Origin of the sequence: Streptomyces sp. NRRL S-337 (assembly GCF_000720175.1) — a bacterium.
GTDB lineage: Bacteria > Actinomycetota > Actinomycetes > Streptomycetales > Streptomycetaceae > Streptomyces > Streptomyces siderophoricus.
This window is the reverse complement of the sequence record NZ_JOIX01000005.1, coordinates 135,929-151,795: the sequence shown is the minus strand read 5'-3', so window position 1 is coordinate 151,795 and position 15,867 is coordinate 135,929. Positions and strand designations below refer to the sequence as shown.

General features: G+C 73.0%; 17 protein-coding genes and 1 pseudogene. 7 read left to right on the top strand and 11 right to left on the bottom strand.

All coding sequences use genetic code 11. The features are described 5' to 3' along the window. Nucleotides 1–59: 59 nt before the first annotated feature. The gene (locus IG62_RS0106845) at nucleotides 60–1,040 is read left to right on the top strand and encodes a Ku protein (protein WP_030798713.1); all 981 of its coding nucleotides are present in this window, start codon (nucleotides 60–62) and stop codon (nucleotides 1,038–1,040) included. A gap of 144 nt (nucleotides 1,041–1,184) precedes the next feature. Continuing rightward, nucleotides 1,185–1,415: a DUF6458 family protein gene (locus IG62_RS0106840; protein WP_030798711.1), complete on the top strand. Its 231-nt coding sequence runs from the start codon at nucleotides 1,185–1,187 to the stop codon at nucleotides 1,413–1,415. A 28-nt stretch (nucleotides 1,416–1,443) separates the two neighbouring features. Here IG62_RS0106840 and IG62_RS0106835 read toward each other — a convergent pair whose 3' ends face one another. Further along, entirely contained in the window at nucleotides 1,444–3,087 is a 1,644-nt protein-coding gene (locus tag IG62_RS0106835) for an alpha/beta hydrolase (RefSeq protein ID WP_037837893.1), read from the bottom strand. A 363-nt stretch (nucleotides 3,088–3,450) separates the two neighbouring features. Between IG62_RS0106835 and IG62_RS47065 the strand changes: the two genes are divergently transcribed. From IG62_RS47065 to IG62_RS0106820, 3 genes are read left to right on the top strand one after another with little or no spacing between them, the layout of a single operon-like run. After that, nucleotides 3,451–4,155, top strand: coding sequence for a hypothetical protein (locus IG62_RS47065; protein ID WP_037837892.1), 705 nt, complete (start codon nucleotides 3,451–3,453; stop codon nucleotides 4,153–4,155). Nucleotides 4,156–4,161: 6 nt separating this feature from the next. After that, nucleotides 4,162–5,142 (top strand): SRPBCC family protein, encoded by a 981-nt coding sequence (locus tag IG62_RS0106825; RefSeq protein WP_030798705.1) that lies wholly within the window; start codon nucleotides 4,162–4,164, stop codon nucleotides 5,140–5,142. Between the two features lie 5 nt (nucleotides 5,143–5,147). Further along, nucleotides 5,148–6,134 carry a Rieske (2Fe-2S) protein gene (locus IG62_RS0106820; RefSeq protein ID WP_078871856.1) on the top strand — a complete coding sequence of 329 codons (987 nt, stop codon included), beginning with the start codon at nucleotides 5,148–5,150 and terminating at the stop codon, nucleotides 6,132–6,134. Between the two features lie 122 nt (nucleotides 6,135–6,256). Here the strand turns inward: IG62_RS0106820 and IG62_RS0106815 are convergent, their stop codons facing one another. From IG62_RS0106815 to IG62_RS44320, 9 genes and pseudogenes are all read right to left on the bottom strand, one after another. Then, on the bottom strand, nucleotides 6,257–6,451 hold the full coding sequence (locus tag IG62_RS0106815) for a CsbD family protein (RefSeq protein ID WP_030798701.1): 195 nt from the start codon (nucleotides 6,449–6,451) through the stop codon (nucleotides 6,257–6,259). 141 nt (nucleotides 6,452–6,592) lie between these two features. Further along, a complete protein-coding gene (locus IG62_RS0106810) occupies nucleotides 6,593–7,009 on the bottom strand; it encodes a gas vesicle protein K (RefSeq protein WP_030798698.1) in 417 nt (138 codons plus the stop codon). Beyond that, on the bottom strand, nucleotides 7,006–7,290 hold the full coding sequence (locus tag IG62_RS41455; RefSeq protein WP_051797697.1) for a gas vesicle protein: 285 nt from the start codon (nucleotides 7,288–7,290) through the stop codon (nucleotides 7,006–7,008). The genes IG62_RS0106810 and IG62_RS41455 overlap by 4 nt, the downstream gene beginning before the upstream one ends. Then, nucleotides 7,287–8,093, bottom strand: a complete 807-nt coding sequence (locus tag IG62_RS0106800; RefSeq protein WP_030798694.1) for a GvpL/GvpF family gas vesicle protein — start codon at nucleotides 8,091–8,093, stop codon at nucleotides 7,287–7,289. The genes IG62_RS41455 and IG62_RS0106800 overlap by 4 nt, the downstream gene beginning before the upstream one ends. Before the next feature lie 337 nt (nucleotides 8,094–8,430). Beyond that, a pseudogene (locus IG62_RS0106795) lies at nucleotides 8,431–8,773 on the bottom strand (gas vesicle protein); the annotation flags it as partial. Nucleotides 8,774–8,845: 72 nt separating this feature from the next. Then, entirely contained in the window at nucleotides 8,846–9,097 is a 252-nt protein-coding gene (locus tag IG62_RS0106790) for a gas vesicle protein GvpG (protein ID WP_030798691.1), read from the bottom strand. Between the two features lie 69 nt (nucleotides 9,098–9,166). Beyond that, nucleotides 9,167–9,880: a GvpL/GvpF family gas vesicle protein gene (locus IG62_RS0106785; protein WP_030798688.1), complete on the bottom strand. Its 714-nt coding sequence runs from the start codon at nucleotides 9,878–9,880 to the stop codon at nucleotides 9,167–9,169. A 3-nt stretch (nucleotides 9,881–9,883) separates the two neighbouring features. Beyond that, a complete protein-coding gene (locus IG62_RS0106780; protein WP_030411251.1) occupies nucleotides 9,884–10,318 on the bottom strand; it encodes a gas vesicle structural protein GvpA in 435 nt (144 codons plus the stop codon). Between the two features lie 90 nt (nucleotides 10,319–10,408). Further along, nucleotides 10,409–10,819 carry a gas vesicle protein gene (locus IG62_RS44320; protein WP_030798685.1) on the bottom strand — a complete coding sequence of 137 codons (411 nt, stop codon included), beginning with the start codon at nucleotides 10,817–10,819 and terminating at the stop codon, nucleotides 10,409–10,411. A 265-nt stretch (nucleotides 10,820–11,084) separates the two neighbouring features. Here IG62_RS44320 and IG62_RS0106770 point away from each other — a divergent pair, with 265 nt between their 5' ends. Together IG62_RS0106770 and IG62_RS0106765 are read left to right on the top strand one after the other, a co-directional pair. Next, nucleotides 11,085–13,229 (top strand): SpoIIE family protein phosphatase, encoded by a 2,145-nt coding sequence (locus tag IG62_RS0106770; protein ID WP_030798682.1) that lies wholly within the window; start codon nucleotides 11,085–11,087, stop codon nucleotides 13,227–13,229. A 79-nt stretch (nucleotides 13,230–13,308) separates the two neighbouring features. Then, nucleotides 13,309–14,217, top strand: a complete 909-nt coding sequence (locus tag IG62_RS0106765; RefSeq protein WP_030798679.1) for a universal stress protein — start codon at nucleotides 13,309–13,311, stop codon at nucleotides 14,215–14,217. A gap of 21 nt (nucleotides 14,218–14,238) precedes the next feature. Here the strand turns inward: IG62_RS0106765 and IG62_RS0106760 are convergent, their stop codons facing one another. After that, on the bottom strand, nucleotides 14,239–15,867 hold the full coding sequence (locus tag IG62_RS0106760) for a phytoene desaturase family protein (RefSeq protein WP_037837887.1): 1,629 nt from the start codon (nucleotides 15,865–15,867) through the stop codon (nucleotides 14,239–14,241).

Here is a 15,867-nt window from a genome sequence, read left to right as displayed (position 1 = left end):
TGTACGGTTCGCCAGGCCCGCTTAGCATGGAGCCGAACGCACCGATGAAGGCGGCCCCCATGCGTCCCACGGCGAAGTTCGCCATCAGCTTCGGCCTGGTCACGATCCCGGTCGCCGCGTACAACGCCACGGAGACCTCCGCGTCGGTCAGCTTCGTCCGCATCCACACCAAGGACGGCGGGCGGGTGCGCAACCAGCCGGTGTGCTCCCTGGAGGACGCCGAGGTCTCCCCCGACGAGATCGGCCGCGGCTACCGGCCCGGCGACGGCGACACGGTCGTCCCACTCAGCGACGAGGACCTGGAGGCCCTCCCGCTGCCGACGGCCAAGACACTGACCATCCTCGCCTTCGTCGCCGGCGGTGACATCGACCCGCTGCAGCTGGGCAAGGGCTACTACCTGGGCATCGACGGCCCGGCCGCGGCCAAACCGTACGTCCTGCTGCGCGAGGCGATGGAACGGCACCAGCGGGTCGGCCTGGGGAAGATCGCCCTGCACGGCCGGGAGACGCTGGCGATGATCCGGCCGATGGGCGAGGTCCTCGTGATGCAGCAATTGCTCTGGCCGCACCAGATCCGCCCGTTGCAGGGGGTGCTGCCCGAGCGCGAGGCGCCGGTGCACGCCAATGAGGTGGCGGCCGCCGAGGCGCTGATGGACTCCTTCGGCGGGCTGTCCGAGGAGGACGTGCACGACCACTACCGCGAGGCGCTCGAAGAGCTGGTGGCGGCGAAGCTGGCCGACCGCGAGCCGGAGTTCGAGACCGGCGAGGAGCCCCCGGCCGGCCAGGTGATGGACCTGATGGCGGCGCTGCAGGACAGCGTCCGGGCGGCGAAGCGGTCGCGCGGCGAGGACGAGGAGTCCGGCCCGGCCGCGACCGGGAAGAAGGCCCCGGGGCGGAAGACCGCGGAGAAGAAGACGGCCACCAGGACGACGGGCGCCAAGAAGGCCGCCGAGAAGACGGCAGGCGCGAAGAAGACCGCCGCGAAGAAACCGGCCGCGGCGAAGAAGACCGCGGGCCGCGGCGGCCGGCGCGCCGGCTGAGCCGCCCGCCCGGGCCCGGCTCCGGAACCCCTCCCCCGCCCCCCGCGCCGGACGGCCCGCCGCGCACGGACATAAGGCCCCCGCCGCGGGGTAACCGCACTGTCAACAGACCTGACCGTCACACCAGTTATGGAGGCATACACCATGGGTATCGGCGGGTGCATCGGTCTGCTGGCGGTGGGGGCGATCCTCACGTTCGCGACCGACTGGCACATGGCCGGGATCAATCTCGACCTGGTCGGGATCATCATGATGATCGTCGGCATCATCGGACTCGCGACGTACGTGAGCATCCTCAAACGGCGGCGCACCCAGCCGCCCTCCCCCGGCGCTCCGGTGGTCGACGTCGAGGACAACCGTTACTACCGGGGGTAGTCCACCGGGCTGCCGGCCACCGGGCCGCTCAGCCGCAGCTGGTGCCCGGCCCGGGCAGCACGCCGTCCATCAGGAACCGGTCGACATGACGTTGGATACAGGCGTCGCCGGTGGTGTAGGCGGCGTGTCCTTCCCCGCGGAAGGTCAGCACGACACTGGAGTTGTCCAGCGCCCGGACCATGTTGAAGGCGCCCTGGTACGGGGTCGCCGGATCGTTGGTGGTGGCGACGAGCAGCATCGGCGGCGCGTCCGGCGCCGCGACGTCGCGGGAGGAGTCGTCGCCCGCGACCGGCCAGGCGTAGCAGTCCAGCAGGGTCGGGGCGATGTCCGGGCCGAACAGCGGTGAGGCCCGGGTGAGTTCGCGCTCCGCCCGGGGATAGTCGGCGGCGCCGTAGCGCTCCGAGGTGTCCCGGCAGGAGATCGCGCGCAGGGCCAGCTGGTCCTGCGGCGGCAGTTGGTCGTCCTGCCCGGTCCGCCGCGGCGGGATTCCGGCCCGCGGCGGTACGGCGACAGCCGTGCCGCCGCGGGCCTTGCCGTTCGTGGGGGCCAGGCTGCCGCCGCTGTCGCTGAGCCGGAGGATGCCCGCGCCGTCACCGCGCCGCAGCTGCGCCAGGGCCTGCCGCAGGGCCGGCCAGTCGCCCCGGCTGTAGAGGGCCTCGCGCAGCGCGTAGACATAGGTGGTCTCGTCCACCGTACGCCCCTGCACCGTCAGCGGCGTATCGTTCAACTGCCGGTACCAGCTGAGCAGTTGGTCCTGCGCCCGGCCGCCGTCCGTGCCGAGCGGGCAGTCGGCGGCACGGACGCAGTCGGCGGTGAAGTCGTCCAGCGCCCGCTGGAAGCCCCGGGCCTGGGCGAGCGCGGTCTGCCAGGTGTTCTTGGTGGGGTCCTCGACGCCGTCCAGCACCATCCGGCCGACCTTGTCCGGGAACTCATGGGCGTAGACCGCGCCGAGCTTGGTGCCGTAGGAGAAGCCCAGGTAGTTGAGCTTGTCGTCGTGGACCGCGGCGCGCAGCACGTCCATGTCCCGGGCGACGTCCGTGGTGCCGACCCAGGGAAGCAGTCCGCCGGAGTACCGCCCGCACGCCTCGTTGATGCGCTTCTCCTTCGCCGCGAGGGTGTCGTCGGCGGCGTTGCCGGGCGGCGGGGCGAGCCGGCTGCCGCAGGAGACGGGTTCGGTGCGCCCGGTGCCACGCGGATCGAAGCTGATGAGGTCGTAGCGCTGGTTCGGGCGCGCGAAGGCGCTGCCGCTGCCGATCAGGTAGTCGACGCCGGAAGCGCCCGGGCCGCCGGGGTTGAGCACGAGGGAGCCGATCCGTTTGCCGGGCCCGGTGGCCGGCAGCCGGACCAGCTGGATCTGCAGCGCGGTCCGGTCGGGGTGGCCGTAGTCCCGCGGTACGGTCAGCCGGGCGCATTCCAGCCGGTCGTAGAAGCCCGGCGGCGCGGTGTCGCCCTGGCTGCGGGCGCTCTTTTGTACATCCGGTCCGCACCGCTCCCAGGAGAGCCGCTGCTGGTAGAAGCGCGCCGGCCCGGGGCCGGGGGACGGTTCACCGGCGGCCGCCGGGGCGGCGAGGGCGCCGGCCGGCACGCCGAGCAGCGCCACCACCGCCGCCACGGCCGGCAGCCGGGCCGCGGCCGCACACCGGCGGGCACGCCGCGTTCCCCCGGCTCCCACACGATCTGCCCCCGTACGAGGCGGGGCACGGCGTGATCCCGGCATATTCCGAGCGTAGGACCGTCGCCTTCCGTCCGCACACCTACGGCCCGGCGGCAGGACGGACATCCTGCGGTTTTTTGACCGCTTTTTGACCGCATCGACGCCACTTTGCCGGACCCGCGTGTTTTTCTTCCGGACCGCCGGTAACCCGTAGAGCGGGCTGCCCGGAACGGCGGGCAGAACCCGCTGTTCCGGCCTGCCCATGGGGCGCGGCCGCGCCCCGCACCCGCGAGAGGCGCCCGAGATGCGCAGGTCACCACAGGGATCACTCTGGAGATATGGCGCCGATCGGCAGGCTGCCCAGGAAAAGGTGACACGTCCATGAACGAGAGAACGAAGATCATGCTCGCCGCCGCCATGGCCGGCGGCTATGTGCTGGGCCGTACCAAGAAGGGTCGGCTCGCGCTCACTGCGGCGTCCTATCTGGCCGGGCGCCAATCCGGCCTCGACCCCCGTCAGCTGGTGTCCGACGGCGTCCGCAAGCTCGGGGACATCCCCCAGGTCGCGGATCTGGGCGACCAGCTCCGCGGTGAGGTGATGGACGCCGGCCGCAAGGCCCTGACGTCCGCCGCCACCCGCCAGCTGGCCTCGCTCGCCGAGACCCTCCAGGACCGGACCCGTCGCCTCCAACTCGGCCCCGAAGAGTACGAGGACGAGGAAGAGGAGGAGTACGAGGAGGAGCCTGAGGAGGAGGACGAGGAGCCCGAGGAGGAGGAAGAAGAGGAAGAAGAAGGCGCGCACGACCGCGAGGACGAGGAAGAGCCGGACGAGGAAGAGCCGGACGAGGAAGAGGAGGACGAGGAGCCGCCCCGCCGCGGCGGCGGAGCCCGCGGGGAACGGGCCCCGGAGAAGAAGATCGCCGGAAAGCAGGCCCCGGCCAAGAAGGCCGCCAAGAAGGCCCCGGCACGAAAGGCCGCCGCCAAGAAGGCACCGGCGGCGAAGAAGACGGCCAAGGCGGCCAAGAAGGCTCCGGCGAAGAAGAGCGCCGCCAAGAAGACCGCGTCACGCGGCAGAGGCGGGAGGTGACCGGTCATGGCACGAACGGGAACGGGTCTGGACTCGGGGCTGGACCGGGTGCGGGACGAGCTCGGAAACCTCATGACGGCGTGGGTGGGGAGCCTCGCCGAACGCGCCGGCGACAAGCTGACGGACGTGACGGACCGGCTCACGGATGTCGCCGAGCACGGCGGCTCCCTGGGCAAGGAGATCGGCATGGGCCTGCTGGGCGGCAAGTCCCCCGCCAAGGCCGTGCTCTCCGGAACGGCGAAAAGCGTCAAGGACAGCCTGCTCGGGAAGGCCAAGGAGGCCTTCGGCGGCGGAAAGAAGCGCAGCTCGGGCGACCAGAAGGTCACCAACATCATCGAGGTCCTCGACGTCGGTGTGCCGGTGCGTACCGCCTATGACCACTGGACGCAGTACGAGAAATTCAGCCGCTTCACCAAAGGCGTGCGCAATGTGTCGCCGCACGACGAGACGTCCAGCGACTGGAAGGCCAAGGTCGGACCGTCGACCCGGGGCTGGAAGGCGACCGTCCAGGAACAGATACCGGACGACCGGATCGTCTGGACCTCGGAGGGGGCCAAGGGATCGACCCGGGGCGCGGTGAGTTTCCACGAGCTGGCGCCGAATCTGACCCGCATCGTGCTGGTCGTCGAGTACTACGCCTCGGGCTTCTTCGAGAAGACCGGAAACATCTGGCGGGTGCAGGGACGACGGCTGCGGCTGGACTTCAAGCACTTCCAGCGTTACGTGACCCTCACCGACCAGGAAGCGGAGGGCTGGCGCGGTGAGATCCGCGACGGCGAGGTCGTCCGGACCCATGAAGAGGCCGTCGAGGAAGAGGAGCGCGAAGCGGCCGAGGAAGAAGAGGAAGAAGAGGAAGAGGAACCGGAAGAGGAGGGCGAAGAGGGGGAGGAAGGCGAAGAGTCCGCGGAAGCGGAAGCAGAAACGGACGAGGAAGAAGAAGAGGAAGCGCCCGCCGAAGAGGACGAGGAAGAGACCGAAGAGGAGTGAGGCTGATGCGGCTCTCCGCGCGGTACACGAAATTCGCCGTCCTCTCCCCGGGTGCGGGTGGCGTCCTGCAGACGGTCACCGGTTCCGGCGGCGACACCGGCACGCTGCAAGGCGCCGCGGCCCGCACCGAGGCCACGTTCCTGCGCTCCCTCGACGAGCTGGGCCGCCTGGAGAAGCTGGACCCGGTGATCGGCCCGCTCCAGCGGGTGGTCCGTGGGCTGCCGCTGGGGCGCTGGCGCGATGTGCTGCACGGGCTGCCGATCGGTCATCCGCTGCACCCGGCCCTGGTACAGCTCCCGCTGGGCTCGTGGCTGTCCGCCGCGGTGCTCGACCTGGTGCCCGGCGCCCAGCGCGGGGCCCGGGTGCTGGTGGGTGTGGGCGTGCTGTCCGCGGTACCGGCCGCGCTGGCCGGCTGGGTGGACTGGGCCGAGCAGCACCAGGACCAGATGCGCACCGGGCTGGTGCACGCCGCGTCGATCGCCGCGGCCATCGGCCTGTACGCGAACTCCTGGGTGCAGCGCGGCCGCGGCCGTACCGCGCTGGGCAAGGCGCTCGGACTCGCGGGGCTGTGCGCGGCCGGTACCGGCGGGCTGCTGGGCGGGCACCTCGCCTACCGGCAGGCCGCGGGCGGCAACAAGGCCCAGCCGGTGCCGCACCTCGTGGTGGCGGGCTGGCACACCGTGGGCCGGGTGGAGGACTTCCCGGTCGGGGAGGCGGTGCGCCGGGAGCTGGGTGAGGTGCCCCTCGTGGTGGTACGGCAGCCGGGCGGCCACATCCACGTCCTCGCCGACCGGTGCAGCCACCTGGCGGGGCCGCTGTCGGACGGGAAGGTCGCGGACGGCTGTGTGGAGTGCCCCTGGCACGGCAGCGTCTTCCGGCTGGCGGACGGCGCCAACGTACGGGGGCCGGCCACCGCGCCGCAGCCCGCGTTCCAGGTGAGCGTGGAATCCGACGGCACCGTGCGGGTACGACTGCCAGACGCCGACGGCTGAACCGGACCGGCCGGAGTCGCGCACATACGCCACCGGTCCCCGCCGCCCGCACGGAGACACGGGCGGCGGGGACCGGTTTTTTCGTCGACCGTTTCGTCGACCGTTCCGGCCGGGCAGCAGGCTCAGTGCTTCAGTGTGTGCCGGCCCTTCTCCACGGCCTGCTTGACCTTGCCCATGGCCTTCTCGGCCCTGCCCCGGTGTTCGAGCCCCGCGTCACCGCGGGCCCTGCCGGTCGTTTCCTTGGTCTTGCCGATCGCTTCCCTGGCCTTGCCCGCGGCGGTGCCGCTGAGCTCCCGGGTCTTCTTCCTGATGTCCATGTCGCGCTCCTGTCGTGCTCCTTGTTGGTTGTGTTGTTGGTTGTGTTGTTGGTGGTGTTGTTTGTGGTGCTCCTGGTCGTGCTTCTGGTCGTGCTTCTCGGGAGGTGGTCGGTCCGGGCCCCTGTCGCGGGACGGCGCCGGTCAGGACGGTGCCGGTGGCAGCAAGGTCCCGAGGGGTCCGAGGTCCAGATTGAGGTCTTCCAGTGACAGGTCGTACCGGGCGCAGAGGTCCACCATCCGGCTGTGCAGAATCATCAGCGTCTCGCCCAGCCGTTCCTCCTGCTCCTCGGTCAGGTCCCCGGCGTCGACCCGGTGCAGGGCCTGGCGCTCCATGAGTTGCCGCAGCAGCTCGACGAGGGTGAGGACGAGCTTCATCAGGTCGCGTTCCACCGTGTCGGGATCGGTCGCGATCCGGTGGGCGGGCCGGTGCGACGGACCGCCCGGCGTGCGCAGGACGTCGTCCTCCGGTGCCGCGGGCAGCAGGCGGAAGGCGCGCGCCGCAGCGTCCGCGACCTCGTCGAAGCGGGCGCCGGCCGGCCACCGGGCGTCCTGTGTCATGGTCCGCCCTCCGGGAGCGTCGGCTGCTCCAGGTACGGCAATTCGCCCCGCTGCGCCAGTTCCTCGCGCGACGGCCAGGGGGAGGGGTTCGCGGCACTGATGGAGACGACCAGCGCGCGCAGCGTGATGCGGACGAGGTCGATGTCGGCGATGGAGAGCACCACGTCGCCGGTGAGCACCACACCGCCGCTGAGCAGCCGGTCCAGCAGGTCGATCAGCGCGACCTGCTGGTTCGGCAGCGGCTCGTCCGACCTGGCCGGCGGCCCGCCCACGGGCCTCACGGCGCGGCTCTCCGCACGGGTTCGGCCTCGGCGGGGACGGCGAAGGAGTAGGGCGCCCAGGGCCCGGTGACCTCCACGCGGACGCCGGGGAAGCCGTCCCCGGCCCGGAGGACGTCGGCGCGGAAGTCCTCGGCGTCCTGCTGCGGCACGAGGTAGGCGTCATTGACGACGTTCTCGCCCGGGCCCTGGGCCAGTTCGCCCTGTTGTGCCCGGTGCCTGACCTGGTCGACGGCGTAGGTGCGGGCGGTCTCCTCGACCCGCCGGGCCGCCTCTTCGGCGTGCCGGTAGGCGTCCTGGCGGGCGTGCCGCTGCGCCCTGCGCCGGCTGAGGTAGGCCCGCCCGGGGCTCATGTCCTGGTCGGCGGACGGCTCCTCGGGGGCCTCGGCGGCCTCGACGTAGATCTTGACCCCCCACTCGGTCTGTGCGGCCAGCTCGGCGAGCCGTTCGGCGAACGCCCGCCGGCGGTCCGCCAGCATCAGCCGGACGCTTTCGTCGTCGACGTAGACGGTGGCCAGCCGCAGCGGCAGTACGGTGCTCCGGGCGGCCAGCGCCTCGATCACCCGGTGGTGGGCGCGGGCGACCACCTCCAGCCAGTCCAGGTCTTCGAGGTGGGAACGGAGTGCGCGCTCGTCGAAGTCCGCCGCGGGCACCGCGCTGACGGCGACGACCACATCGCCGTCGTCGCCAGTACGCACCAGGCGCACCGGTGCGTCGGCCACCCCCGGGAGCCCGGACAGCTCCGCTTCCAGCGATCCGTCGGCGTCCCGGGCGACTGCGTAGGCATAGGTGATGAGCTCGGTCATGGCTCGTCCCGCTTCTTGCCCCGGGGGCGCGGCTCGGCCCGCTTGCGGGCGGTGCCGGAGGTGCGGGCCCGGCCGGAGGTGCCCGACGTGCCCGAGGTGCCGGGGTTGCCGCTCACACTGCGCCGTCCGCGGGCGGCCGGACGGTCCGCGGGCTGGGCCGGCTCGGCCGGCTCGGCCTCCGTGGCCCGCTCGGCCGCCGTGGCCCGCTCGGCGCGCTTGGCCTGCCTGGCCCGCTTGGCCTGGGCCTGCCCGGCCTGCTTGGTCACCGCGGCCCGCTCGTTCGCCCGGACGTTCTCGGCTTCCTCGCCCGCCCCGGCGTCGTCGGGCCGCTCCGCCGTGTCGCCCGGCGGCAGTTCGTCGCCCGCGGGCCGGTCGCGCGCCGCGGCGAGTTCGGCCCGCAGCCGCCGGTTCTCCTCGGCGAGCGAGCGGTAGCCGTCGGAGGCCCGGGAGGACAGTGCGGGGTCGTGCTCCCACCAGTCGATGCCCATCTCCTTCGCCTTGTCCACCGACGCGATCAGCAGCCGCAGCTTGATGGTGAGCAGCTCGATGTCGAGCAGGTTGATCTGGATGTCGCCGGCGATGACGAGGCCCTTTTCCAGGACGCGTTCCAGGATGTCGGCGAGGTTGGCCGAGGTGCCCTGGCCGCCGGACGGGGCGGCCCTGGACGGATGGTCACCCAGCCTCCTGGCGACGGGTTCACTCACGGACCTGCACCTCGATTCCCTGCCGTTCCGGCGGCCGGGCGCCCCGGCTCAGCCGCCGGCGCCCCGGATATGGGCCCGGATCTCCTCCAGCCGGTCCAGCAGTTCGTCCTCCCGCTGGTCGAACGTCTCCTCGTCGATCTCCCCGGCCAGCAACTGCCGTTCCAGGGCGGCGAGTTGCTTTTCCACGGGGGCGGGGTCGTAGTACTCGTTCTCGGCGGCCTCGACCACCTTCTCCATGACCCAGACGATGCCGCGCACCGGAGCGATCGGAAGGGTGGCGATCTGTCCCAGCAGACCCATGGGAACTCCCTGGACAAGGCCACGGACCGGACGCCCGGAAGAGCCGGACGACCGGCCGGGCCTGGCGGATCAGACGAAACTGTAGACGGGGAGCGGACCGCGCAGCCGCAGGTCGAAGTCCTCGCCCAGTTCGTCGGCGATCTTCTGCACCGCGGTGCGCAGGCGTTCCTCCTGGTCCCGGTCGACGAGGAAGGACACGCTCAGGAAGTCGTCCCCGGCCGCCTTGTAGGTGCTTTCCTCTCGGGCGAACCCGCTCAGCGCCTCGGAGACCGCGGCGGCCAGCCGTTCCTTGCGTGCCTCGACCTCCTTCGAGACCAGTTCACCGAGCGCGAGCGGCAGGTCCGGGCCGGCCCGGCCGCTTCTGACCTCCTCGTTCATCCGGCGCGCCTGGTCCGACTCGGTGAGGATCTGGCGCAGCATCGCCTCCTCGTTCTGGGCGGCCTTGAGGTGGTACTCGACACAGCCCTCCAGCGCCTGCAGCCGCTCGGCGAACTCCTCCGCGCGTTCCTCCAGCACGGTCCGCACCGCGTCCTCGTCGTCGGCCGTGAAGCCGAACTGCAGCGGCAGGGCCGTGCCGTCGGCCATCAGCCGCTCCTGAACGGCCTGATGGGCGGCGAGGTCGCGGCGCTTGGGCCGTAGCTCTTCGGGGGCATCACTGACCACCGCGGTCAGCTCCTCGCCGACCACCGTGCGCAATTCTGACGGCGGGTCGCCCACTCCGTTCAAACCGTCCAGCTTCTGCGGATGGCTGCGGGAGACGATCGCGTAGACGTAGACGGGCATGGCTCAGTCCTTTCGGTGCCTCACCGGTCGCTCGCGCTTGGCCGCGGGCTCCTTGTGCCGTTCCTCGGACTCCTGGACGCCGGCCTTGAGGGCGTCGGCCACGGACTCCGCGACCCCGCTCAGGGCCCCCTTGGTCTTGCCGCGCGCGCCGCCCTCGGTGACCTCGCCGACGACGTCGGTCAGCTTGGAGGGGGCCTTGCGGCCGGACTCCAGGTCGAGGCGGTTGCAGGCTTCGGCGAAGCGCAGGTAGGTGTCCACGCTGGCCACGACGATGCGGGCGTCGACCTTGAGGATCTCCAGACCCACCAGCGAGACCCGTGCGAAGACGTCGATGACCAGACCACGGTCCAGGAGCAGTTCCACGACGTCGTAGAGGTTGCCGGTGGCCTGTCCGCCACCCGTCGCAACGGCTCCTCCTCCTTGCGGCACTACACTCACGGTGCCTCCCTTTCACCGGCGCACTCCGGATGTCACCAAAAAGTGGCCGTGTCGTTCACTTGGCGAACTGTGATGTCGGCGTCGCCCGGCCTAGCTCTGGCCGATCTGACCTTTGGTGTAGCGGCGGGTGCGCTCGTAGGACATCAGCTCGCCCTCTTCGTCGAGCGTCACTCGGTAGCTCGCCATCACGCTGCTCGTTGTGGGGACGCGTTCGAGTTCCAGGACTTCCACGTCGGCCATCCAGCCGTCCTCCGTCGGTTGGACCGCGGAGACGGACTCGGGGGCCCGGCCCAGGAGCTCCTGGAGCTGCTCGGCCGCGTAGCGCATCGCCCGCGGCGCGGAAACGCGGCGGGCGGCGCGCTCCGTTCCACTCTCCTCCGTTTCCCGGCTGCCGGAAGCTGCATCGCTGCTGCCGGAAGGGGCATCGCTGCCTTTCCCGGCCGCCTTTCCGCGACTCGGGCGCCGGTCCGGTGCTTCGTCGTCCTCTTCGTCTGCGGCCATGTTTCCTCTCAGGATTCGGAGGTGACATGCTGCCCGCGCCAGGTTCAAGAGGCGCCATTACATGATATACGGCGGTTTGTCCTATATCGCGAGCCAGACGGCCCACAGCCGCACGGCCCTCGCACACGCCCCGCCGGCGGCAGGACGCAGGCGGCCGCTCGCATGCCGTGGTCCGGCCGTCGGCGTAACGTCAGCACTGTTCCGGACCGACGGCGGGCCGGAGCGGGTCGCAGATGTCACGACGACAGCGGTGCGAAGGTGCGAGATGAGCGGCGGGACCGGGACCGACCCGCTGGACCGGGCACTGCTCCGGACGATGCTGGACGCCGGGGCGTCCGCCGGCGGTGTGTACGTGCTGGCGGACGACGAGCCGGTGCTGCAACTGACCGTCATGAGCGGCGTGCCCGCGCCGTTCCTGGAGCCGTGGAGCCGGGTGGCGCTGGCCGCCCCCATCCCGGTCGCGGTCGCCGTCCGCCGGCGGCACCTGGTGTGGGCGGGCAGCCACCAGCAGCTGGTCCGTGACTTCCCCCGTACGGCGGTGGCCGTGCCGTACGACTTCGCGCTGGCCGCGGCGCCGATCGGCGACCGGGACGCGGACGGGAGCCGGGGCGCGCTGCTGCTGCTGTGGCCGGCAGATCATCCGCCGCGCCTGTCGGCGGACGAGCGGGAGCGCGTCGAGAACGGCTGCCGGCAGCTCGCGGCGGTGCTGGCGGGGCACCCCCGGCGATCCGACGGACACCCGCCGCGGCCGGTCGAGCCGCGGGTGCTGACCCCGCCGCCGGCCCGGACCGTCGGCCCCGAGGAGGCGCTGGCCGCGGTCGATTTCGCCGAACGCCTGCCGGGCGGCGCCTGCGCGCTCGACCTGGACGGCTCCCTCACCCTGGTCACGACAGGCGCCGCGGAACTGCTGGGCGCGGAGCCGGACCGGCTGCTCGGGGCGCGTCCCTGGGAGGCGCTGCCCTGGCTGCGCGACCCGGTGTTCGAGGACCGGTACCGCGCCGCGGTGATCAGCCGTCAGCCGATGTCCTTCGTCGCCTTCCGCCCGCCGGACCGGTGGCTCACCTTCCGGCTGTTCCCGGACGGCCGCGGCCTGAGCGTGTGGATCGCGCCCTCGGAGGTCCCGGCCGGCAAGGAGTACGGCCCGTTGCCGGTGCCGGCACCGGGAGAGACGGTGCCGCCCCGGGCCGGGCAGATCTACCACGTGCTGCACCTGGCGGCCGCGCTCACCGAGGCGGTGGGCGTCCAGGACGTCGTCGACCTCGTCGCCGACCAGATCGTGCCGGCCTTCGGGGCCCAGGGCATGCTGATGTACGCGGCGGAAGCCGGCCGGCTGCGGACCATCGGCCACCGTGGTTATCCCGCCGAGGCCATCGCCGCCTTCGAGGGGCTCGCGCTGGGCGCCGCGAAGAGCCCGGCCGTGCACGCCCTGTCCACCGGGGAGCCCAGCTTCTACACCACCCCCGAGCAGATGGAACGCGACTATCCGGGGCTGCCGCAGCTGACCGGCAAGGCGGCCCGGGCCGTGCTGCCGCTGATCGTCTCCGGCCGCCCGGTCGGCTGCTGCATCCTCTCCTACGACCGCCCCCGCACCTTCAGCACGGACGAGCACCAGGTCCTCACCTCACTGGCCGGACTGATCGCCCAGGCGCTGGACCGGGCCCGGCTGTACGACGCCAAACAGCAGCTGGCCCACGACCTGCAGGCCGGGCTGCTGCCGCACGGTCTGCCGTCGGTGCCCGGTCTCGCGGTCGCCGCCCGCTATCTGCCGTCGACCCGCGGGATGGACATCGGCGGCGACTTCTACGACCTGATCCGCCTGGACGAGGACAGCGTGGCCGCGGTCATCGGTGACGTACAGGGCCACAACGCGGCGGCGGCCGCCCTGATGGGGCAGGCCCGCACCGCCGTGCACGCCCATGCGACGGCGGGCGCCTCCCCGGGCGAGGTGCTGGCCCGGACGAACCGGCTGCTGACCGACCTGGACCCGGACCTGTTCACCAGCTGCCTGTACGTCCACATCAACCTGCGCTCCGGCCGGGCCTGTCTGGCCAGCGCCGGCCACCCGCCGCCGCTGCTCCGCCACCCCGACCGGCACACCCGGGTGCTGGACGTGCCGCACGGGCTGCTGCTGGGCATCGACCCCGACGCCCGGTACGAGGCCACCGAGATCGACCTGCCGCCGGACTCCGTACTGGCGCTCTACACCGACGGCCTGATCGAGCAGCCGGGGGTCGACCTGGACCGCGCGGTCGCCGAGCTGGCCGGCCGGCTGAGCGCGGCACCGCCCCGGCAGCCCGACGCCCTCGCGGACATCCTGCTGGAGAACCGCTACTCCGGGGCGGACCGCCAGGACGACGTGGCTCTCATGCTGCTGGCCCCGGCCACGATCGGACCGGACCGGCCCGCTTGACCGCTCCACGGCGGGGTAGCCGCTCTTCCCCCGGGGTCGCCCGGCCCCGGCGTGCCCGACCCGAACAGGAGTGACTCCGATGTCCGGTGCCTCGCCGATACGCCCGGTCCTGGCCGGTGTTGACGAAGGAAGCGACCAACGGACGGTGGTCCGGCACGCCGCCCGGCAGGCCGGGCTGCACCACACCCCGCTGCATCTGCTCCACGTCACCGGCCACCCGGTTTCCGCCGGTGCCACGAGGGACGGCGACGGGGAGGGGAACGGGCAGGGGCCGCCGGCGTCCGCGGCCGCCGTCACCGAACGGCTCGCCGAGCTGGCCCGCACGGAGTTCCCCGGCATCACGGTGACCACCGAGACGGTGCCCGGCCGGCCCGCGCCGGTCCTCCTGGAGCGCTCCGCGGAGGCCGCCTTCCTCGTCCTCGGCCACCGCGGCAGCGGCGGCTTCCCGCGGCTGTCGCTGGGGTCGGTGAGCCAGCAGGTGGCCACCCACGCCGACTGCCCGGTCATCGTCGTACGGCCCGGGGAGACCTCCGCGGACCCCGACAACCGGGTGGTGGTCGGGGTGGACCTCGGCGACCTCCGCGCGCGGGCTCTGGACGTGGCGTACGAGGAGGCGGCGGCGCGCGGGGCGAGCCTGCAGCTGCTGCACGCCACCTTCCACCCCGGCGAGGTGCCGACCGGTCCCAGCCTGGTGGCGCCGGACTTCGAGGCGCTCGACGCGGCCGCGCTGGAGATCCTCCGTACCGAGGCCGCCAAGCGCCTGGACCGCTTCCCCGAGGTCACGGTGCAGGCCCGCGTCGAACGCATCCGCCCGGCGGCGATGCTGACCGAGGCGTCCCGCGGCGCGGCCCTGCTGGTCGTCGGCACCCACGGCCGCCGGGGCCTGCGCCGGCTGATGCTCGGTTCGGTGAGCGGCGAGGTGCTGCACCGCGCGGCTGCACCCGTCGTGGTGGTGCCGGGGCGGGACGGCGACCACCAGGCGTCCTAGGGCGCAGCGCACGGCCGGAGGTCACGGCCAGGTGCCGGCGCGGAGCGGGGCGCCCCGCCCCAGGGCGCGCTGGGTGCGGTGGAGCAGGCTGCCCGGTGCGCGGCGCAGGGCCGCCCGGGCCGCGTTGGCCCCCGGTGCGCCGTGCACCCCGCCGCCCGGATGCGCGCCGGCCGAGGCGAGGTAGAGCCCCTCGACGGGGGTTTCGGGGCGTCCCAGCCCCGGCAGCGGCCGGAAGAACAGCTGCTGGTGGACGGCGGTGGTGCCGCCGTTGACCGCGCCGCCGTGCAGATTGGCGTCCAGCGCCTCCAGGGTGGGCGGGGCGAGGATGCGCCGGGCCTTGATCCGCGCCCGGAAACCGGGGGCGAACCGCTCGACCTGCGCCTCCACCCGGTCCGCCATCGCCTCCTGCTCCCCGCGGTCCCACGCGCCGGTGATCCCGCCCCGCTCCGCCGCGTCCCCGCGGACCCGGTGCGGTACGTGGGTGTAGGCCCAGGCCGACTCGGTGCCCGGCGGCGAGCGTGTGGGGTCCGCGGTGGTCATCTGCCCGAACAGCGCGAACGGCCGGTCCGGCACCTGTCCCATGGCGATCTGGGCGGCGAACCGCGTGAGTTCGTCCATCCCGTCGGCGAGGTGCACGGTGCCGGCGGTGTGGGCGGCCTCGGCCGCCCACGGCACCGGCCCGCCCAGCGCCCAGTCCACCTTGAACGTGGCGAAGTCCCACTGGAAGCGCCGCAGGTCCGCCAGCAGACGACCGGGCAGCTCATGGGGGTCGATCAGCCGGCCGTACAGCGCCGGGACGGACACGTCGGCCAGCACCGCCCGGCGCGCCGGCACGGTCTCGCCGATCGCGGTGCGCACCGCCACCGCGCGCCCGGCGCGTACCACGATCCCGACCACCCGCTCCCCGCAGCGCAGCACCCCGCCGCGCCGCTGCAGCCGCCGGACCAGCGCCCAGGTCAGCTCCTGCGCCCCGCCGGCCGGCACGGGGAAGCCGTAGGACTGCGCCAGCATCGACATCAGCCAGCCGAACCCGCCGCTGCCCGCCGCTTCCGGGGCGAGGTCGGCGTGCAGCGCGTTGCCCGCCAGCAGCAGCCGTCCGGCCTCGCCCTGGAACTCCTCGTCGCCCAGGCGCCGTACGGGCAGCAGCAGCTGCCGGGCCAACCGCAGCCCGCCCGCGGCGCGGAGCCGGGCGGCCAGCCGGGCCGTCGCCCGGACCGGGGGGAACGGGGTGAACAGGGCCCGGAGCAGGTCCGGGCCGATCCGGTCCCAGATGCCGCACAGCCCCTGCCAGGCGACCCCGTCGCCGGCGCCGAAGGCTTCCAGTGCGGCCGCGGTGTCTCCGGCGGAGCGGTCCAGCACCGCGCAGCGGCCGTCCGTCAGCGGGTGGGCCAGCACCCGGGGCGCATGGCTCCACACCAGCCCCTGCTCGTACAGGTCCAGGCGCGCGAGGACCGGCGAGGCGGCGGCCAGCGGGTAGAAGGAGCTGCACAGGTCGCTGACGTAGTCGGCGTGCACACCACGGTCGCTGCGGACCGCGCCGCCCGGCTCCTCCTGCTCCTCCAGCACCTCGACCGTCCACCCGGCGTCGGCCAGCAGGTTCGCCGCGACCAGGCCGTTGGGCCCGGCACCGATCACCACTGCGTCCGGCAT